The following is a 16260-nucleotide window of genomic DNA, read 5'->3' as shown; positions in this document are numbered from 1 at the left end:
TCTATTAAAACTTAGGAGGCTTTTCGATATGATTCAAATAAAATTGCTTGTTTAATGTCTATAACTCTACAATTATAATCTTCCGCTATGTCTTCTATGGAATCCCCTGCATCATATAATTGAGCGATCGCCTTTGTAGGTATACCTGTACCTTGAATAGTAGGCTTACCAAAAGAGATATGAGGGTCAATGCTTAAAATTTTACCATCATTAATATGATCTAACTGGGGGTAAAGTCTAGTGGCTAGGTTGTTTTCATCCCATTCCACACGAGTTAATGATTGCTGTAAAATTTCTTTCATCGCTAATTGTCCAGAGCGACTCACATTAACTAAGTGTCCTACTTCTTCTAAAAATAAGTCAACTCCATCGGTGCTAAATTGCTTAGTAGCAAGAGGATGATTATTATTAAATCTTTCACTTATATAGTCAAGGGTAATTCTAACTTTATCTAAAGAAATATTATGAATAGTGCGGATAACTCTTAAAATATGAGCTTCAACTAAATTGGTAAAGGAAAGTTGAGACATTTCCACCGACGGGCGTTGTATCAAGGGTAAAAATTCTTGCCTACCTTGCTTTGTATTGTATTTACGTCCATTTAGCCATGTGCTTAGGGTAGCCAAGGGAATATTCAGATACCGTGAAGCATCTGTCACTGAATAGGTAGGAATATTGTATATATTCAATTCCCATTTATTTTCAGTTTGCCAGTCTCTCTCTACCATATTGTTTAGATTCGTGAATGTTGCTTTTGGTTTAGTTTCTTGTCAGTTTATATTTTGATTCTCTCAGAATAGCAAAAAAGTAATGGATATTTTAATCGAAACCATAAGGTGCGATCATGAAATGGCACTGTGCGATCGCACTTTATGCTTAAAATATAAAAATAGCTTTTTGATCCTTTTAAAGTATAGATTATTTGCTATATTTAACTATGATTTCCTAACAAATTCCTAAAAATCAGATGGTGAATATACTTGTTACTGGCTCGGCTGGATTTATCGGCTTTCATTTGTCACGGAGGTTGTTAGATGATGGTTTTCCTGTCTATGGTATTGATAATTTGAATGATTATTATGATGTTGGGTTAAAAGAGGATCGATTGAAATGCCTTCAAAAATTTGATCGTTTTCAATTTAAAAAACTAGATTTGGGCGATCGCACAGAAATTACCCAATTATTTAACGATAATAGCTTTGACATAGTAATTAATTTAGCGGCTCAAGCAGGAGTAAGATATTCTTTAGAAAACCCCCATGCCTATGTAGATAGCAATTTGACTGGCTTTGTAAATATTCTTGAAGGTTGTCGTCATAACCCTGTAAAACATTTGATCTTTGCCTCATCTAGTTCTGTTTACGGACAAAACCCTAAAATTCCTTTTGCTGTTGGTGATAATGTGGATTATCCCATTTCCCTCTATGCCGCTACGAAAAAAGCTAATGAATTACTAGCTTATAGTTATAGTCATCTGTACAAAATACCAACCACTGGATTAAGGTTTTTTACCGTTTATGGTCCTTGGGGTCGTCCAGACATGGCTTATTTTAAATTTGTTAGGGCGATCGAATCAGGTCAAAAGATTAAGGTATTTAATTATGGCAATATGGAACGAGACTTCACTTATATCGATGATGTAGTAGAGGGAATGATCAGACTGATTGATTCACCACCTATCAATAAAGAAGACTCTCTTCAATCCCAAACAGCCCCCTATAAACTCTACAATATTGGCAATAATCAACCTGTGCCATTAAATAAATTTATCACAGTCATTGAACAAGCTCTTGGTAAAACAGCCCAAAAGGAATTACTACCAATGCAACCAGGAGATGTTCCTCGTACTTATGCGGATGTTGATCCTTTAATAGCTGATGTTGGTTTTAAACCTCAAACATCCATAGAGGAGGGTATTAGTCATTTTGTCAAATGGTATAAGAGTTATTATAGAACAAATCCTTAACAACTCCCACCGTTAACCTGCGATGTAACGAGGGATTCTTCCTTTACAGAACGATAGCTTACAAAAGCAGTAGCTGTAGCTAAATATGTGGATTTTTTGAACAAAAAATAATATAACTATTATTATGTAAGTCACTGGAGGACTATGCAAAAGTTTATCGCCCTACAATTAGGGGCAAGACGAGCCTATGCCGTACCATCGATATTAGAAAAAGCAGGAATATTGGAAACTTTCTACACTGACTTATGTGGTAATAAGGGATTATTGGGGTCTTTTTTAGGTACTCTACCCCCATTCCTAGTCAAAGGACAACTAAAAAACCTATACGGCAGACAATTACCCCCCAATCTTATTGATAAAACTGTAGCTTTTCCTTACCTAACTCTTCAATATGAAATTGACAAAAAAATTCCCCAATCAAGGGAAAATAAATTAAGAGCTTTGGGAAGATTCGCAGACAAAATGGGTAATAGGATTATAAGTAGAGGTTTCGGTGATGCCACCCATTATTTTAGTATGTTCGGTGAATGTACTCCTGCCCTAAGATATGCGAAAAAACAAGGATTAGTGACAGTAACAGATATATTTATTTTATTGAATGCTGAATATTTAGTGGCAAAAGAAAGAATCAAATATCCTGATCTAGAAAAAGAGCCCGATCAAAAACTTTTAAAAGAAGCTTTTACTTGGTTAGAGGAAGTATGCGATTTATCGGACTGGTTGATAGTTCCTTCTGAAGCAGTTAAACAGGATTTAATTACTAATTGGAGAGTCAAGGAAGAACGTTGCATTGTGATCCCCTACGGGGTAAATGAATCTTGGCTAGAAACTAATAATACCCCTGTCACAGGTAGGATTTTGATGGTGGGTAGTGCTAATTTACGTAAAGGAATTCATATTTTAGGACAGACAGCAAATAAGTTAAGCTATCGTGATTATGATTTTCTTGTCGCTGGGGATGTAACTGAAGCCATAAAAAATTCTCCTATCACTAAATCTTTAAACTTTTTGGGGCGTATCCCTAGACTCGATATAGCTGAACAATACAAAAAAGCAGATATTTTCGTACTGCCAACCTTCGCAGAAGGTTCTGCTGGGGTCACTTATGAGGCACTTGCCTGTGGTATTCCTGTGATCACGACTAAGGCGGCCGGCTCGGTGGTGCGAGATGGCATTGACGGTTTTATCGTACCAGAAGGAGATGCAGACGCTCTAGCTGATAAAGTTCAGACACTCATAGAAAACCGAGAACTTAGAGATAAGATGGCAATTTCTGCTAGAGAACGAGCAAAAGACTATACTTGGGACAAATACGGCGATCGTTTGCTATCATTCTTTCAATCTATTTAATTGTATTTATGGCGAAATTTATTAAGAATGTAGGACGGTTATTATCTTCTAAAGAAATGTTTGTAGCTTACTATCAATGGCTATCCTCCGTGACATTTCAAAATAAACCACCAAAATTAAAATTAACTGACAAGATTAATATTGGTGAATGGATCAGTTTTTCTGAGTATTGGTCTTTTAGAAATGGTATTACCGAAGTTGAAAAAGATTTTATCGTTAAAAGTTTATCTTCTAATTCTGACAGAAAAAAGGTCGCCTTTGATATAGGAGCTAATATTGGTTTATTTACAGCCTATCTAGCAACTTTTCCTTCAACTTCGGTTCACAGTTTTGAACCTGTGCCTCAAACTTTTTCTCGGTTGGAGACCAACGTTAGAAATAACAATATAAAAGATAATGCTGTTTTAAATCGTTTGGCAGTGGGAAGTACTCAAGGAAGCATTAAATTTGCTATATCTGATGATAGTCCTGCCACCAATAAAATATCAACCAGTGATAATGACCATAATATAGAAGTTACAGTAACAACATTAGATCAATATTGTAAAGACAATCAAATTGATTATATTGATTTCCTAAAGATTGACGTTGAGCGCATGGAAACACAAGTATTAAGGGGGGGGTATGAGATGTTAAAGCAGAAGAAAATTAAATCAATCCTAATAGAAATTTGTCCCCCAAATCTTAATGCTACGGGGAATTCCATAGAAGATTTATATGAATCGATAATTAATATGGGATATACTCCTTACAGACTTTCATTAACTAATACTATTGGTAATAAACTTTCTCTGGAAGATTTACAAAACATAGTATTGGAAAACGTAGCTCTATTTTCTGTGTAATAAAAACTTATGAACATATATACTATTACGATAGCCATACCCGTTTTCAATGGGGAAAAATATTTAAAACAGGCTATTGAAAGTGCGTTACTACAGTCAAAAAAAGCTGACGAAATTTTAGTTATTAATAATAATTCATCGGACAATACTCTAAAGATATGTCAAAACTATGAGCCACGGATCAGAGTTGTTTCCCATCCACAGACTTTAAGTATGGCGGATAATTGGACATCTTGCTTTCGAGAAGCAAAAAGTGATTTTGTAATGATTTGTCATGCAGATGATGAGCTTTTTCCTAGAGCAGTGGAAGAAACTTATAAAGTTATTAAGGAACATCCAGAAGTTGATCATATTTTCGGTCAAACGTGGCTTTATAACGGAGAAAGATCATTTCCTAACGCATCCGAAAAGTTCGGGTTATTAACGAGTGAAGAATATTTGTTAAGAAGTTGTCGGAGTTATTATCACTATAATTCGGGTACAACCACTAGAAAAGATTTGGTTTTATCTATTGGAGGTTACAATAATGAATTCAAGCATATTACTGATGTTGATTTTTTTATTCGGGTAGGATTAAGAGCAAGAAGTGTTTATGCAATTGATAAGCCTTTAGGTACTTATCGTATTCATCAAAACAATCTGCATAAAACTCTCAATCAAGAGAATATAGCTGATTATGAATATATTAAACTTTTTGAAAAAATAGCTCAAGAATACGATATTCAAGAGTCTCTTAAATCTCAAGCTCTTAAATACTTGTTTCCCGTTTTAAGTCAAAGTATTACAAAAGCTCTGAGACAAAATAATTTTGTTACTGCTAAACGAATAAGTAGTGATATTCATCAACTCAGAAAAAAACATGGTTCGTGCCTAACTCAAACATTGACAAAAAATTCTCGACTAATATTGCATTTGTCACAATCAAATCAAATAGGATTAATTTTAGCTTGGTTATTGATAAACTCTTGGTTTTTTATCAGAAATAGTTTAGTTAATGAAAACAGACCTAACTATAGTCTTTCAGACTTAACAAGGATTACTAATTATAATTAATTATGGATTAAACTTTTGTCTGTCGGAGAATAAGCAATATAATCTATCAGAATTAACTAAACTATATAGTATCAATTAAATGCGACTAGCAATTTGTACTCCTTATTCCGTCAATAAAAAGATAGCTATTGGCGGTGCTATCATTGTTCGCTATCTTGTCGAAGCCTTGCAAAGTCAAAATATAGAAGTAGTTTTGTGGCTTTGTCGAGATCATTATGCCCCTTTAAGCGTTCAATCAACCTCTAAAAGTCCTGATACCCCAGAATACTGGGAATTTATTGGTTTTCCTCCCCAAGTTGCTTTTAGTTTAAATAGATTCGCCCCCCAAACTTTAAAAAAAATAGTTCAGGAAACCCAGAAGTTACAGGAAAAAGCTCCCATTGATGGGGTTTTGATTTTTTCCCCTGTAACGCCCGGATTATGGCCGATGGAATTGGCAAAGTCTTTAAACATCCCCTATATCTTAACCCTTTTAGACTATAGCTTTATTTGTCCTACTTTTACCCGTTATAATTATCAGGGTGACTTTTGTCAGGGGGTTATTCCGTCAGAAACTTGTTTAAAATGCTCTCTGAGCAAAATTCCTCAGAAGAAAAAGCCATTTTTTCAGGTTTTGCAGCGTTTACCACTTCCATTCAAGTTTTGGTTAGGCAAAAATATTCCTGCTCTATTTCCTGCAACGACTCGTTATCATGCAGGTTCAATAAAGGAAAGATGCGATCGCCTAGAAGACTTAAAAGAACTGTTTAAAGATGCCCATGCTGTTATTTATCAAACTCCCTTAATGCAACAGCAGTTTCATCAAGCCAAATGGCAACATCATCGTGAGTATATCGAGTGTTATGGTATTCCTCTTGCCAATAAGTTAGAAAAAATGGTTCAGTTTGATGATCCCGTTATTCAATTTGTTTATCTATCTCGCCCTACCCCTGAATGGGGAATCAATTTTTTACTTGATACTTGGACTGCTTATTTTCAAGATAAGTGCGATGTCCATTTAACTATTTTAAGTCCAAATGTTTTATCCCTAGTGGCTAACGAACCCAAATGGCAAAATTTGCGTAATGTCACTTTCTCCGAAGAAATGATTCAGGGGAGAGTTGCGGAGTTTCATTCTCGATTCCATGTTCTGATTTTACCCGCTCAATGGCAAGGGATCGTTGCTTTAACAAGTTTAGAAGCTCTAGCTCATGGTACGGCGGTTATTGAACCAAATTTGGGGGGATTGTCAGGTTATGGCTTAAATGAAAACTTTGGTGTTAAAAATTACGGTTGGCGTGATAGTCAAAGTTTAGCAAATACCATCAATGAACTAAGGTGCGATCGCACTAAGCTATCCCAATTAATGAAGAATGCCCAACAATTTAAAAATACTGGTGATTGGGGCAAATTTTATGAGAAGGTATTAAGTAATTAAAATTTATCAAAAAGCTATTGTTGCTTATAGACAAAAAGTTTATTCTTAACAGATCTAATATATTTTGATAGATCACCTAATCATAGAGTGCAATCTCTTTAAGCAATCTACGTTAATAAAAATATTTGGCAATTTAAAATGCTGATGACTAAAGGTAGTTCTACCTCGCAATTTTACAAAATATAATCACCAGAAAGTTTAATTAAAAAATGAAAGTTATCCACATTTGTCAAAGAGATGATCCCGCTACAGGAGGAGCCGTTAGAGTCGCTGTTGAATTAGTCAAAAGATTAATTGCTAACAATATTGATGCTAGATTGCTTTTCCTTTATGGTGATTCTGGCTATTTCGGTCAAAACTTAGAATCTCACTGTGACTATCTTAGGTTAAAAAACTCTCGTGATATTTGGCTTTATCCCCGACTAAATAAATATTTAGCTAAAATTAAACCAGATATTGTTCACCATCATGAAGATTTGCTTTGGTCTCAATTATTAACCTTAAATCATCCTAGCTATAAAAAAATTATTCATTCCCATTCCAGTAGGGTTGCCAATCCCCAATCTCTAAAAACTCTTTTACTTTATAAATGTCATCGATTTAGTGCGGACTTTAGTGTTTGCATCACAAAAGAAGTTCAGGATACACAATCTTTAAATGTGGGTTTCGATCGCAACAAAACAAGCGTTATCCATAACGGAATTGACTTACAACACTACAGCCCAAGTTCCTTTGAAGATAAAATTAGGGCTCGTCAACAATTAAACTTGCCTGTAGATCATCCAATCATTGGTTTTGTAGGTAGATTAAATAACTTAATGAAGGGTGTTGATGATTTTTTGAGAATAATTGCTAAGTTACCAGAAAACTACGAAGGTTTAGTGGTAGGAGATGGGCCAGATTTGATTAATCTTCAACAATTAGCTAGGAAATTAGGAATTGATAATCGAGTTTTTTTTACGGGTTTACTCAATGATACTAAGCTAGCTTATCAAGCAATGGATGTATTTTGCTTTACCTCTCGGTTTGAGCCTTTTGGATTGACTATTGCTGAAGCAATGGCTAGCGGTGTCCCTGTTGTCGGTTTTTCTTGTCCGGGAGGATCAAGTACAATATTGACTAAGGAGACGGGAACGGTAATTGAGGATAGAAACATAGAGGCGATGGCGGAGGGAATAAAAGCTATTATTTCTAGCCCTCAAACAGTTGAGCTTCAATTAATAAAAGCTAGACATTTGTTGGAAACTAAATTTGATTGGGAAATCTCTACTCAAAATTTGATAAATTTATATAGCCAGTTATTGACGAGCTAATGAACGAAATAGAATTTATCAAAAACAATCATGGCTAATTTTTACCTTTTTCTTTTTATCACTATCTGCATTGCGATGATTGGGTAAGTTCAACATAAAATATTCATAGCCCCTAACTAAATACCTAATTTAAAAAAACTATGGTTATAATTACTGACATCAAACCTCAATTGACCCTAGAGGAGTTTTTGAAATTACCAGAAACAAAACCCTATAGTGAATATTTTAAGGGAAATATATATCAGAAAACGATGCCCCAAGGAGAACATAGTATTATTCAAACATCTTTATCTACGAAAATTAACGAAGTGGCAAAACCACAAAAAGTTGCTTTAGCTTTAACTGAATTACGCTGCAATTTCGGTAATCAGTCTATTGTACCTGATATATCGGTTTTTATCTGGGATCGCATTCCCAAAAATGAGAGGGGAAAAATTGTGAATCGTTTTAATATTCATTCTGATTGGGTTATTGAGATTTTATCACCAAAACAATCTACTAATAAAGTGATCAGAAAAATCATGTTTTGTCTGGACCAAGGAACACAATTGGCTTGGTTAATTGATCCTGAAGATGAATCGGTTATGATCTTTAAACCAGAGCAAGTTCCTGAAATCAAATCTGATGAGGAGATTTTACCAGTTTTAGATACTCTTAAAAATTTACAATTATCCGTTAAAGAAATGTTTAGTTGGTTTAGTATTAATTAATTTTCAAATTCAATAACATTATGGCTGATACTTACCTTTTTATTTTTATTACTATCTGCGGTGCGATCGTTGGATGGTCGATTATTCGCCTTGAAAGGATTTATCAATTTCCCTTTTTCATGGCTTCCGTGTTTCTCTCTTTTATCATACCCCAGGCGATCGCCATTGTAAATGTCCAGTAATTAAGAACTAGTAAAATACCATACCTAAGATACTTAGAGTTTAAAATTGGAACAAGGTCTTAATTAAATAAAAATTTTTGATAAAATGATACATCCCCAACTTAAAGAAATTCTTAGTCAAGTGAAAGAATCTTTAATTAGCTTATACCAAGAACAATTAGACAAAATTATTTTATACGGTTCTCAAGCTAGAAAAGATGCTCAAATAGACTCAGATATTGATGTTTTAGTTATCTTAAAAGCACAGATTAATCCTTACCAAGAAATAGATAGAACTGGAGATATTATCGCTAAAATTAGCCTTGATTATGATGTGGTTTTATCCCGTCATTTTATTTCTTTAGAGCAATTCAATCGTAGTCATAACCCATTTTTACAAAATGTCAAAAAAGAAGGCATTGTGATATGAAATTAGAAGTTTATAAATTAATTAAAAAAGCGAAAGAAAGTTTAACAGCATCAGAAATTTTAGCTCAAAATAAACTATATAATTTTGCAGGTGCTAGAGCTTACTATACTATGTTTTATATTGCAGAGGCTTTTCTATGGACAAAAGAAATGAGTTTTTCTAGTCACTCAGCAGTAATTTCTGCTTTCGGAAAGGAATTTGCAAAAAAAGGAATTCTCCCTTTTGAATTTCATCGTTATCTCATTGATGCTCAAGATAAAAGAACTCAAGGAGATTACAGTATTGATGACGAAAGGCAACTAGGTCATGATGATGTCAATATTTTAATCGAACAAAGTAAATTGTTTATTCAATGGGCAGAAAACACTATAACTTGACTTTGAACAAAATAAAATCGCTATTTATTTATGGGATAAGGCTACATTAATCTAATAATTCAATAACATTATGGCTGATACTTACCTTTTTATTTTTATCACTATCTGCGGTGCGATCGTTGGATGGTCGATTATTCGCCTTGAAAGAATTTATCAATTTCCCTTTTTCATGGCTTCCGTGTTTCTCTCTTTTATCCTACCCCAGGCGATCTCCATTGTAAATAATCCCGGGATCGCCGTCACAGATACCGCCGTGGAGAGAATGCTCATATATGCAAGTTTATGTGTGGCAATGTGTTGGATTGGCTATCAGTCTTCCCCGAACCCAAAATGGCTTAATAAACTTAATGTGGAAGTTGACGAGAATAAATTATTTAAAGCAGGCATTGTTTTGTTAATTATTGGTCAGGCTTGTGTCTTTGCTTTATCTCGCATCACCATACAAACATCAGCCGCAGCTGGTGGTAATTGGACTGGACCGGCAACCATTCTGATCTTTTTTGCAGGAACTCTTCGTATTGCTCTGCCTCTTTTTTTAATCCGCACCTTAAAAAAACCCTCTTTTGTCAACATTTTTCTAACAACTCTTAGCGGTTTACCCATTGTTCAAGCTGTTATTTTTTCAGGTCGTCGTCAAGCAACCGTTGCACTTTTAATCACAATAGGATTATGTTTTTTCCTTGTTAAGAAATATACTCCCCCCAAACTATTATTAGTAATGTTTGTTCCCGTTGCCGCTTATATTATCCCCACATTAGGTGCTTTAAGGGGAAGATTTTGGGAACTAGCCTTTGCAGGACGATGGGATGAAATTCAAATGGCTTCCGAACGAGGTTTTGAAAGGGTGCTTGAAGGAAATATATTAGAACTGCGAAATGCTACCTTAGTCATGGATTATGCCACTCAACTTGATTACTATGGCTACGGAAGAGTGCTATGGAATAGTGTTATCTTTCAGTATGTACCCGGTCAATTAGTCGGATTTGATGTCAAAGAAAATCTACAATTCGACCTCGATTTTGATTTAGTCGGTTTTTACGGCTATCAAACACATACGGGGACAACTTTGACAGGAATAGGAGATTCTTTTATGGATTTTGGCTTTTTTGGTTGTTTATTTTTTGCTTTAATGGCTTACTTGTATAAAACCCTTTGGGTGTCCACCGTGGAAAGTAAAAATATCATTACCACACTAATATATATCAGCATCATTGATTCTGCAATGGTGGGGATAACCCATGGTATTGGTAGATTTGTCAATGAATTTATTTTTAGGGCAGGAGTCATGCTTTTAGTAAGTTTTTACTGCCAATCCTCTGACACAAAACAGACCAAATTATCATCAACTTATGAGTAAAAATATTTTGTCTATTTCAATTCAAAATAAAATTGCGATCTTTTTTACAAATTATGGTCCTTATCATATAGCCCGAGTCAAGGCTTTTCAAAATTTGGTTACGGAAGATGCTCACCAAGTTACAGGAATTGAAATCACTCGTGATGGGCTAGACTACCAATGGCAAACTGATATTCAAAAAAGTGATTTAAAGATATATTCAGTATTAGGTAATCTTAAACCCCATGAGGTTAGTAAAAATATTACCATTAAAAAAACTTTTGATTTATTGTCTCAAATTAATCCTGATGTTGTGGTAATTGCAGGATATGCTCGTTTATCAATGCTATCAGCATTATTGTGGAGTCTGTGGCATCGAAAATCTACAGTTGTCTTGTCCGAGTCTAAAGAAGATGATGAGCCTCGTATTTGGTGGAAAGAAGAGATTAAAAGTTTCCTCGTCAACAAATATTCTAGCGCCTTAGTTGGTGGTTCTCCCCACAAAAGATATTTGCTCAAACTAGGATTTCCTGAAGATCCTATTTTCATGGGTTATGATGTTGTCGATAATAGCGTTTTTCACCCTAACAAAATCAAACAATTACCATCCCCTATTCGTAAACCCTATTTTCTGAGTATTAATCGTTTTGTTCCCAAAAAAAATTTATCCTTATTAATTACTGCCTATGCTCACTATCATCAGCAAGTAGGAGATAAGGCTTGGGATTTAGTGTTATGCGGTGATGGAGAGTTACGCCCTCAAATTGAAGGTTTAATTAAGCAATATCAATTAGAAAATCATGTTCATCTCCCCGGATTTTTACAACAGGATGAACTCTTACCCTATTTTGCCCATGCTCAGACTTTTATTCATGCTAGTACAACGGAACAATGGGGCTTGGTGGTTAATGAAGCGATGGCGGCAGGTTTACCCGTGATTGTCTCTAATCGTTGTGGTTGTTTTGAAGATTTAGTAATGGAAGGGGTTAATGGTTTTGGTTTTAATCCTGAAAATCAAGAAGAATTAACCAGTTTAATGGTCAAAATATCTTCAGGAAAAGTGGATTTAGAGTCCATGGGGAAAGCCTCTTTGCAGCATATTGAGAAATATTCCCCTGATTATTTTGCTCAAGGGTTAAAAAGTGCGATCGATTTTGCTATGAATAAAACATAATAAAAATCATTTCCATGGAAAAGTAACTGAAATCAAGATTAAGAAATTAAATTACAATAATATTTTGATTTTATCCAAAATAGATTAACCTATGAAAATTTTAATGGTCATTCCAGCTATTGGCTCTGTATATGGTGGACCATCCAAAAGTGTGATTGAATTAACTAAAGCCATAGCCAGACAAGGAGTAAAAGTAGATCTTGTGACCACCACAGCTAATGGTGATCAAAAACTAGATGTATCAAAATGTACTTGGATTGAAAATAATGGTTTTCGTATTCAATATTTTCCTTATCTTAGTTGGAATGACTATAAATTCAGTGTGAGTATGAGTAAATGGTTATTTTGCCACGTCAAAGATTATGATTTACTTCACACCAATGCCATTTTTTCTGTGCCAAATATTCCAGCCCATTGGGCTTGTCAAAAATATAAAATCCCTTATATTATTACTCCCCGTGGAATGTTACAACCCTGGGCATTATCTTATAAAGCATGGAAAAAAAACTTGTTTTATAACCTATTAGAAAAATCTGCCATTAATAAAGCCAGTGGAATTCAGGTATTGGCAACGGCGGAAAAAGAAGCTGTAAAAACTCTTAATTTAATTCCGCCCCTATATACTATTCCCAATGGGATAAACAATGAAGATTTTGAAACTTTACCTTCATCTTCTCTCTTCTTAGATAAATTTCCTGACGCAAAAAATAAACAAATAATCTTCTTTTTAGGCAGAATTGATCCCAAAAAAGGTTTAGATTTATTAGCATCAGCTTTCGCTAATGTCCATCAAACATTTCCTAATACTCATTTAGTTATCGCTGGACCTGATAATGTAGGTTATTTACCTACCATCAAAGAGTTATTCGATAAATCAGGCTGTTTATCAGCGGTAACATTTACGGGAATGCTCACTGGAGAAATGAAATATTCCGCCTTAGCTGCCGCAGACATTTACATCGCTCCCTCACACTCTGAAGGTTTTAGTATGTCTATATTAGAGGGAATGGCTTCTGGCTTACCCTGTATTTTTACCACTGGCTGTAACTTCCCCGAAGCATCGGAAGCAAAAGCGGCTCATGTGGTGGATATTGATTCAGAAAGTATTGAAAAAGCCCTCTTAAACTGCTTAGAAAACCCTGATTCTGCAAAAGAAATGGGATCAAGAGCTAGAGAATTCATCTTAAATAATTATACATGGAACAAGATCGCTTGTAGTTTAATCTCAATTTATCAAGAAATAATTTCTGAAAAAGATAAAAACACTTAAAATTAAAGGTTAATGTAATTTCAAAGGAGCTTGATTATGACCAATCAGGATCAAGAGTACGAATATTCCTATCAGTCAAATTAAACATGTCACCTTTTCTTTGGAAAGATATGATTTGTTATGCTCAATATATCTAATGTAGAACCAAGTGCGATCGCCCTTTTGCAACTATGATAGTAAAAGTCAAAACCAAATAACTGTCCATGGATTTAACCAATATTACCCCCCTAATATTAACTTACAACGAAGAGCCAAACATCGATCGCACCTTAAGTAAATTAACATGGGCAAGAGAAGTAATTGTTATTGATAGCTTTAGTACCGACAAAACCTTAGAGATTATAAAATCCTATCCAAACACTAAATTGTATCAAAGAAACTTTGATAGTCATACTAACCAGTGGAATTATGGACTAGAACAAATACAGACTGATTGGGTATTGTCCATGGATGCTGATTATATTATCACCGAAGATTTACTCACAGAAATAACCAATTTACAGACTAAACCGCAAATAAATGGTTATTTTATTCCATTCAAATATTGCGTTTTTGGAAAACCTTTGAGTCAAAATATTCTCCCCCCTAGGCAATCACTATACCTCAAAAACAAAGCAACTTACGTTGACGATGGACATACTCAATTACTCAAAAATAAAGGAAATATAAGTTATCTTAATAATGCTATTTATCACGACGATCGCAAAGCCTTAAGCAGATGGTTATGGGCGCAAGATAGATATATGATCCTAGAAGTCAAGAAAATCTTAAATACCTCCAATGATCAATTAAGTTTAGGAGATAAAATTCGTAAAAAAATAATTTTTGCACCTTTCATAATTTTCATTTACTGCCTAATAATAAAACGTGGTATATTTGATGGGTGGCATGGTTGGTACTACGCCTTTCAAAGAATGTTCGCCGAAATACTACTATCTTTAAGACTAATAGAAGCTCAGTATTTTAACAATAAATAACCCTTGCCCATAAAGTCATTAACCATAAAACTATAAAATTTTCTTACCACTATTAAGTCCCCCTTATTAAGGGGGATTTAGGGGAATCATATTCTATTCCCTGCTCTTATAACGGGGGATCATATCCCATCACTCATATCCCATCGCCATATATCTTTTTACCCAATCTCCTCCAAAAAATCATAAAATAATTCCCAATTATCCTCATCACTTATCGGTTGCCAAACTTCCTCAATGAGACTACGAACAGGAATATTAAAAGGATTAAATTGTTTTAAAACTGACCCTATATTATGTAACTCCTCTTTATCATAAAAAGATAAAGCCTTATTGTACAAAACTTTCCAATCACTAAAATTACTAGAAACAATAGTCCGATTTTCCAAAATTAAATCATGGTTATCACGCCAACCATCATTAAAATCACTACCTAAACTAGCAAAAAAATCATGATAATTGTATTGAGATTCCTTTAATAAATTGATTGTTTCCTTAACTAAAACCTGTCCTAAATCTTCAGGTAAATCCGTAAAACCTAACCTCCTCAACATAAACCCTTGATAATATTCCTCATAATAATCATCAAACTTTTCTAACCCTTTTTCCAACTCAGAAGAAGCCATCACTAACGATAAAGGAATTTGTAACTTCTCCAAATTAAGACGACAAATAATGGGCTGATTACCATAACTGTATCTTCCACCGTAGTCAAAATAAGCAGCGATAAATTTAGGATCATAGCTATTAATAAAAGCATAGGGACCATAATCAAAACTTTCCCCCGTAATAGACATATTATCAGTATTCAAAACCCCATGACAAAAACCAGCACCCATCCATTGTGCGGCTAACTTAGCAACCCTTTCTACCAATTCAGCATAAAACTTTTCATAGGGATTTTGTTCCTCACAAAGATGAGGATAATAATAATAGATCACATGATCTAACAAATTTTTAATTAAATCAGGTCGTTGAATGTAGTGTAACCGCTCAAAACTACCAAAACGAATATGGGAATGGCTAAAGCGTACCATAACCGATGAACGAGTAGGGGAAGGCTCATCTCCACGCCACAAAGATTCCCCCGTTTCAACCAGACAAAAACAACGGGATGTATTTACCCCCAAACGGTGTAAAGTTTCCCCCGCAATAACCTCCCTTACTCCGCCCTTGAGAGTTAACCTACCATCAGCGGTACGAGAATAAGGAGTACGCCCAGAGCCTTTTGTGCCAAAATCATACAGTCGTCCATCATTGCCTCGTACTTGCCCATATAAAAAACCCCTACCATCCCCCAAAAAGGGATTATACTGTCCAAACTGATAGCCATGGTATCGCAAAGCAAGGGGAGGCCATAAACCTTTAAACTGCCCAAACGCCTCCACCCAGTGAGCATCTGTTACCGCATCCGCATCAATCCCTATTTTTTCCAGTAATGATTTATTAGCAAATCTGAGTATATGTTCAGGAAACTTTGCAGGAATGACAATATCATAATAATCTTCCCCCAAGTTTTCCATGGCTGGTTCATATTCAAGGTTAAAAAAAGGATTAGTCATCGGTTAATTTAGAGTAATTCTGATTAACATCATTATACGAATCGATGGTCTTTGCAAAATTACCTCGGTAAATACAGTTATTCTGGCTCAATTCAAAAACAAGAAAATGGGTAAACGGACACCACAGACTGGATTACCAGATTGGGAAGATGCTCAAAATCTCGATGATATTGTAATTGATAAGCGGGAAGGTAAACGGGCTAATAAGGCGAAGGCGAAAAGGCGTAATCGTCGTTATGAAAATCGTTTGTTGAGGGGTACTATAGATGTCTTGGATTTGGATGAGGAAGGGTTAGTATAACGGTCATTTTTTAACCATATT

The 16260-nt window shown here is 34.8% G+C and carries 18 protein-coding genes; 16 read left to right on the top strand and 2 right to left on the bottom strand.

The features are described 5' to 3' along the window. Nucleotides 1-11 precede the first annotated feature (11 nt). Nucleotides 12-728 (bottom strand): DUF433 domain-containing protein, encoded by a 717-nt coding sequence (locus ACXITR_RS07030; protein WP_457996526.1) that lies wholly within the window; start codon nucleotides 726-728, stop codon nucleotides 12-14. A gap of 82 nt (nucleotides 729-810) precedes the next feature. On the opposite strand from ACXITR_RS07030, the gene ACXITR_RS07025 reads away from it, so the two are divergent. The 15 genes from ACXITR_RS07025 to ACXITR_RS06955 all read left to right on the top strand — a co-directional run bounded on the left by ACXITR_RS07025 (nucleotide 811) and on the right by ACXITR_RS06955 (nucleotide 14379). Beyond that, complete coding sequence (locus tag ACXITR_RS07025) at nucleotides 811-960, top strand: hypothetical protein (protein ID WP_457996525.1); 150 nt, start codon at nucleotides 811-813, stop codon at nucleotides 958-960. A 7-nt stretch (nucleotides 961-967) separates the two neighbouring features. Then, nucleotides 968-1966, top strand: a complete 999-nt coding sequence (locus ACXITR_RS07020; RefSeq protein ID WP_457996524.1) for an NAD-dependent epimerase — start codon at nucleotides 968-970, stop codon at nucleotides 1964-1966. 144 nt (nucleotides 1967-2110) lie between these two features. Beyond that, nucleotides 2111-3316: a glycosyltransferase family 4 protein gene (locus tag ACXITR_RS07015; RefSeq protein ID WP_457996523.1), complete on the top strand. Its 1206-nt coding sequence runs from the start codon at nucleotides 2111-2113 to the stop codon at nucleotides 3314-3316. Between the two features lie 8 nt (nucleotides 3317-3324). Further along, nucleotides 3325-4161: an FkbM family methyltransferase gene (locus ACXITR_RS07010; protein WP_457996522.1), complete on the top strand. Its 837-nt coding sequence runs from the start codon at nucleotides 3325-3327 to the stop codon at nucleotides 4159-4161. Between the two features lie 9 nt (nucleotides 4162-4170). Continuing rightward, on the top strand, nucleotides 4171-5214 hold the full coding sequence (locus ACXITR_RS07005) for a glycosyltransferase family 2 protein (RefSeq protein WP_457996521.1): 1044 nt from the start codon (nucleotides 4171-4173) through the stop codon (nucleotides 5212-5214). Nucleotides 5215-5293: 79 nt separating this feature from the next. Continuing rightward, complete coding sequence (locus ACXITR_RS07000) at nucleotides 5294-6631, top strand: glycosyltransferase (protein ID WP_457996520.1); 1338 nt, start codon at nucleotides 5294-5296, stop codon at nucleotides 6629-6631. 209 nt (nucleotides 6632-6840) lie between these two features. Further along, nucleotides 6841-7944, top strand: a complete 1104-nt coding sequence (locus tag ACXITR_RS06995; RefSeq protein ID WP_457996519.1) for a glycosyltransferase family 4 protein — start codon at nucleotides 6841-6843, stop codon at nucleotides 7942-7944. A gap of 140 nt (nucleotides 7945-8084) precedes the next feature. Further along, nucleotides 8085-8654, top strand: coding sequence for a Uma2 family endonuclease (locus tag ACXITR_RS06990; protein WP_457996518.1), 570 nt, complete (start codon nucleotides 8085-8087; stop codon nucleotides 8652-8654). Nucleotides 8655-8674: 20 nt separating this feature from the next. Beyond that, nucleotides 8675-8836, top strand: coding sequence for a hypothetical protein (locus ACXITR_RS06985; protein WP_457996517.1), 162 nt, complete (start codon nucleotides 8675-8677; stop codon nucleotides 8834-8836). Nucleotides 8837-8921: 85 nt separating this feature from the next. Further along, nucleotides 8922-9245, top strand: a complete 324-nt coding sequence (locus ACXITR_RS06980; RefSeq protein WP_457996516.1) for a nucleotidyltransferase domain-containing protein — start codon at nucleotides 8922-8924, stop codon at nucleotides 9243-9245. After that, the gene (locus tag ACXITR_RS06975; protein WP_457996515.1) at nucleotides 9242-9622 is read left to right on the top strand and encodes a HEPN domain-containing protein; all 381 of its coding nucleotides are present in this window, start codon (nucleotides 9242-9244) and stop codon (nucleotides 9620-9622) included. Before ACXITR_RS06980 ends, ACXITR_RS06975 begins: the two co-directional genes overlap by 4 nt. 70 nt (nucleotides 9623-9692) lie before the next feature. Next, nucleotides 9693-10979 (top strand): hypothetical protein, encoded by a 1287-nt coding sequence (locus tag ACXITR_RS06970; RefSeq protein ID WP_457996514.1) that lies wholly within the window; start codon nucleotides 9693-9695, stop codon nucleotides 10977-10979. Beyond that, the gene (locus tag ACXITR_RS06965) at nucleotides 10972-12132 is read left to right on the top strand and encodes a glycosyltransferase family 4 protein (RefSeq protein ID WP_457996513.1); all 1161 of its coding nucleotides are present in this window, start codon (nucleotides 10972-10974) and stop codon (nucleotides 12130-12132) included. Before ACXITR_RS06970 ends, ACXITR_RS06965 begins: the two co-directional genes overlap by 8 nt. A gap of 91 nt (nucleotides 12133-12223) precedes the next feature. Beyond that, nucleotides 12224-13402 (top strand): glycosyltransferase, encoded by a 1179-nt coding sequence (locus ACXITR_RS06960; protein WP_457996512.1) that lies wholly within the window; start codon nucleotides 12224-12226, stop codon nucleotides 13400-13402. 203 nt (nucleotides 13403-13605) lie between these two features. Next, nucleotides 13606-14379, top strand: coding sequence for a glycosyltransferase family 2 protein (locus ACXITR_RS06955; RefSeq protein WP_457996511.1), 774 nt, complete (start codon nucleotides 13606-13608; stop codon nucleotides 14377-14379). Nucleotides 14380-14537: 158 nt separating this feature from the next. Here ACXITR_RS06955 and ACXITR_RS06950 read toward each other — a convergent pair whose 3' ends face one another. Further along, complete coding sequence (locus ACXITR_RS06950; RefSeq protein ID WP_457996510.1) at nucleotides 14538-15938, bottom strand: protein adenylyltransferase SelO; 1401 nt, start codon at nucleotides 15936-15938, stop codon at nucleotides 14538-14540. Between the two features lie 106 nt (nucleotides 15939-16044). On the opposite strand from ACXITR_RS06950, the gene ACXITR_RS06945 reads away from it, so the two are divergent. Then, complete coding sequence (locus ACXITR_RS06945; RefSeq protein WP_457996509.1) at nucleotides 16045-16239, top strand: hypothetical protein; 195 nt, start codon at nucleotides 16045-16047, stop codon at nucleotides 16237-16239. Nucleotides 16240-16260: the final 21 nt, after the last annotated feature.

It is taken from the genome of Cyanobacterium sp. (assembly GCF_054166785.1).
The sequence above is the reverse complement of the archived record's forward strand: the minus strand, read 5'-3'. Positions and strand labels throughout refer to the sequence as shown.

Coding starts and splice junctions, on each gene's coding strand:
- ACXITR_RS07030 (WP_457996526.1), bottom strand. CDS start 728: ATGGTAGAGAGAGACTGGCAAACTGAAAATAAATGGGAATTGAATATA.
- ACXITR_RS07025 (WP_457996525.1), top strand. CDS start 811: ATGGATATTTTAATCGAAACCATAAGGTGCGATCATGAAATGGCACTG.
- ACXITR_RS07020 (WP_457996524.1), top strand. CDS start 968: ATGGTGAATATACTTGTTACTGGCTCGGCTGGATTTATCGGCTTTCAT.
- ACXITR_RS07015 (WP_457996523.1), top strand. CDS start 2,111: ATGCAAAAGTTTATCGCCCTACAATTAGGGGCAAGACGAGCCTATGCC.
- ACXITR_RS07010 (WP_457996522.1), top strand. CDS start 3,325: ATGGCGAAATTTATTAAGAATGTAGGACGGTTATTATCTTCTAAAGAA.
- ACXITR_RS07005 (WP_457996521.1), top strand. CDS start 4,171: ATGAACATATATACTATTACGATAGCCATACCCGTTTTCAATGGGGAA.
- ACXITR_RS07000 (WP_457996520.1), top strand. CDS start 5,294: ATGCGACTAGCAATTTGTACTCCTTATTCCGTCAATAAAAAGATAGCT.
- ACXITR_RS06995 (WP_457996519.1), top strand. CDS start 6,841: ATGAAAGTTATCCACATTTGTCAAAGAGATGATCCCGCTACAGGAGGA.
- ACXITR_RS06990 (WP_457996518.1), top strand. CDS start 8,085: ATGGTTATAATTACTGACATCAAACCTCAATTGACCCTAGAGGAGTTT.
- ACXITR_RS06985 (WP_457996517.1), top strand. CDS start 8,675: ATGGCTGATACTTACCTTTTTATTTTTATTACTATCTGCGGTGCGATC.
- ACXITR_RS06980 (WP_457996516.1), top strand. CDS start 8,922: ATGATACATCCCCAACTTAAAGAAATTCTTAGTCAAGTGAAAGAATCT.
- ACXITR_RS06975 (WP_457996515.1), top strand. CDS start 9,242: ATGAAATTAGAAGTTTATAAATTAATTAAAAAAGCGAAAGAAAGTTTA.
- ACXITR_RS06970 (WP_457996514.1), top strand. CDS start 9,693: ATGGCTGATACTTACCTTTTTATTTTTATCACTATCTGCGGTGCGATC.
- ACXITR_RS06965 (WP_457996513.1), top strand. CDS start 10,972: ATGAGTAAAAATATTTTGTCTATTTCAATTCAAAATAAAATTGCGATC.
- ACXITR_RS06960 (WP_457996512.1), top strand. CDS start 12,224: ATGAAAATTTTAATGGTCATTCCAGCTATTGGCTCTGTATATGGTGGA.
- ACXITR_RS06955 (WP_457996511.1), top strand. CDS start 13,606: ATGGATTTAACCAATATTACCCCCCTAATATTAACTTACAACGAAGAG.
- ACXITR_RS06950 (WP_457996510.1), bottom strand. CDS start 15,938: ATGACTAATCCTTTTTTTAACCTTGAATATGAACCAGCCATGGAAAAC.
- ACXITR_RS06945 (WP_457996509.1), top strand. CDS start 16,045: ATGGGTAAACGGACACCACAGACTGGATTACCAGATTGGGAAGATGCT.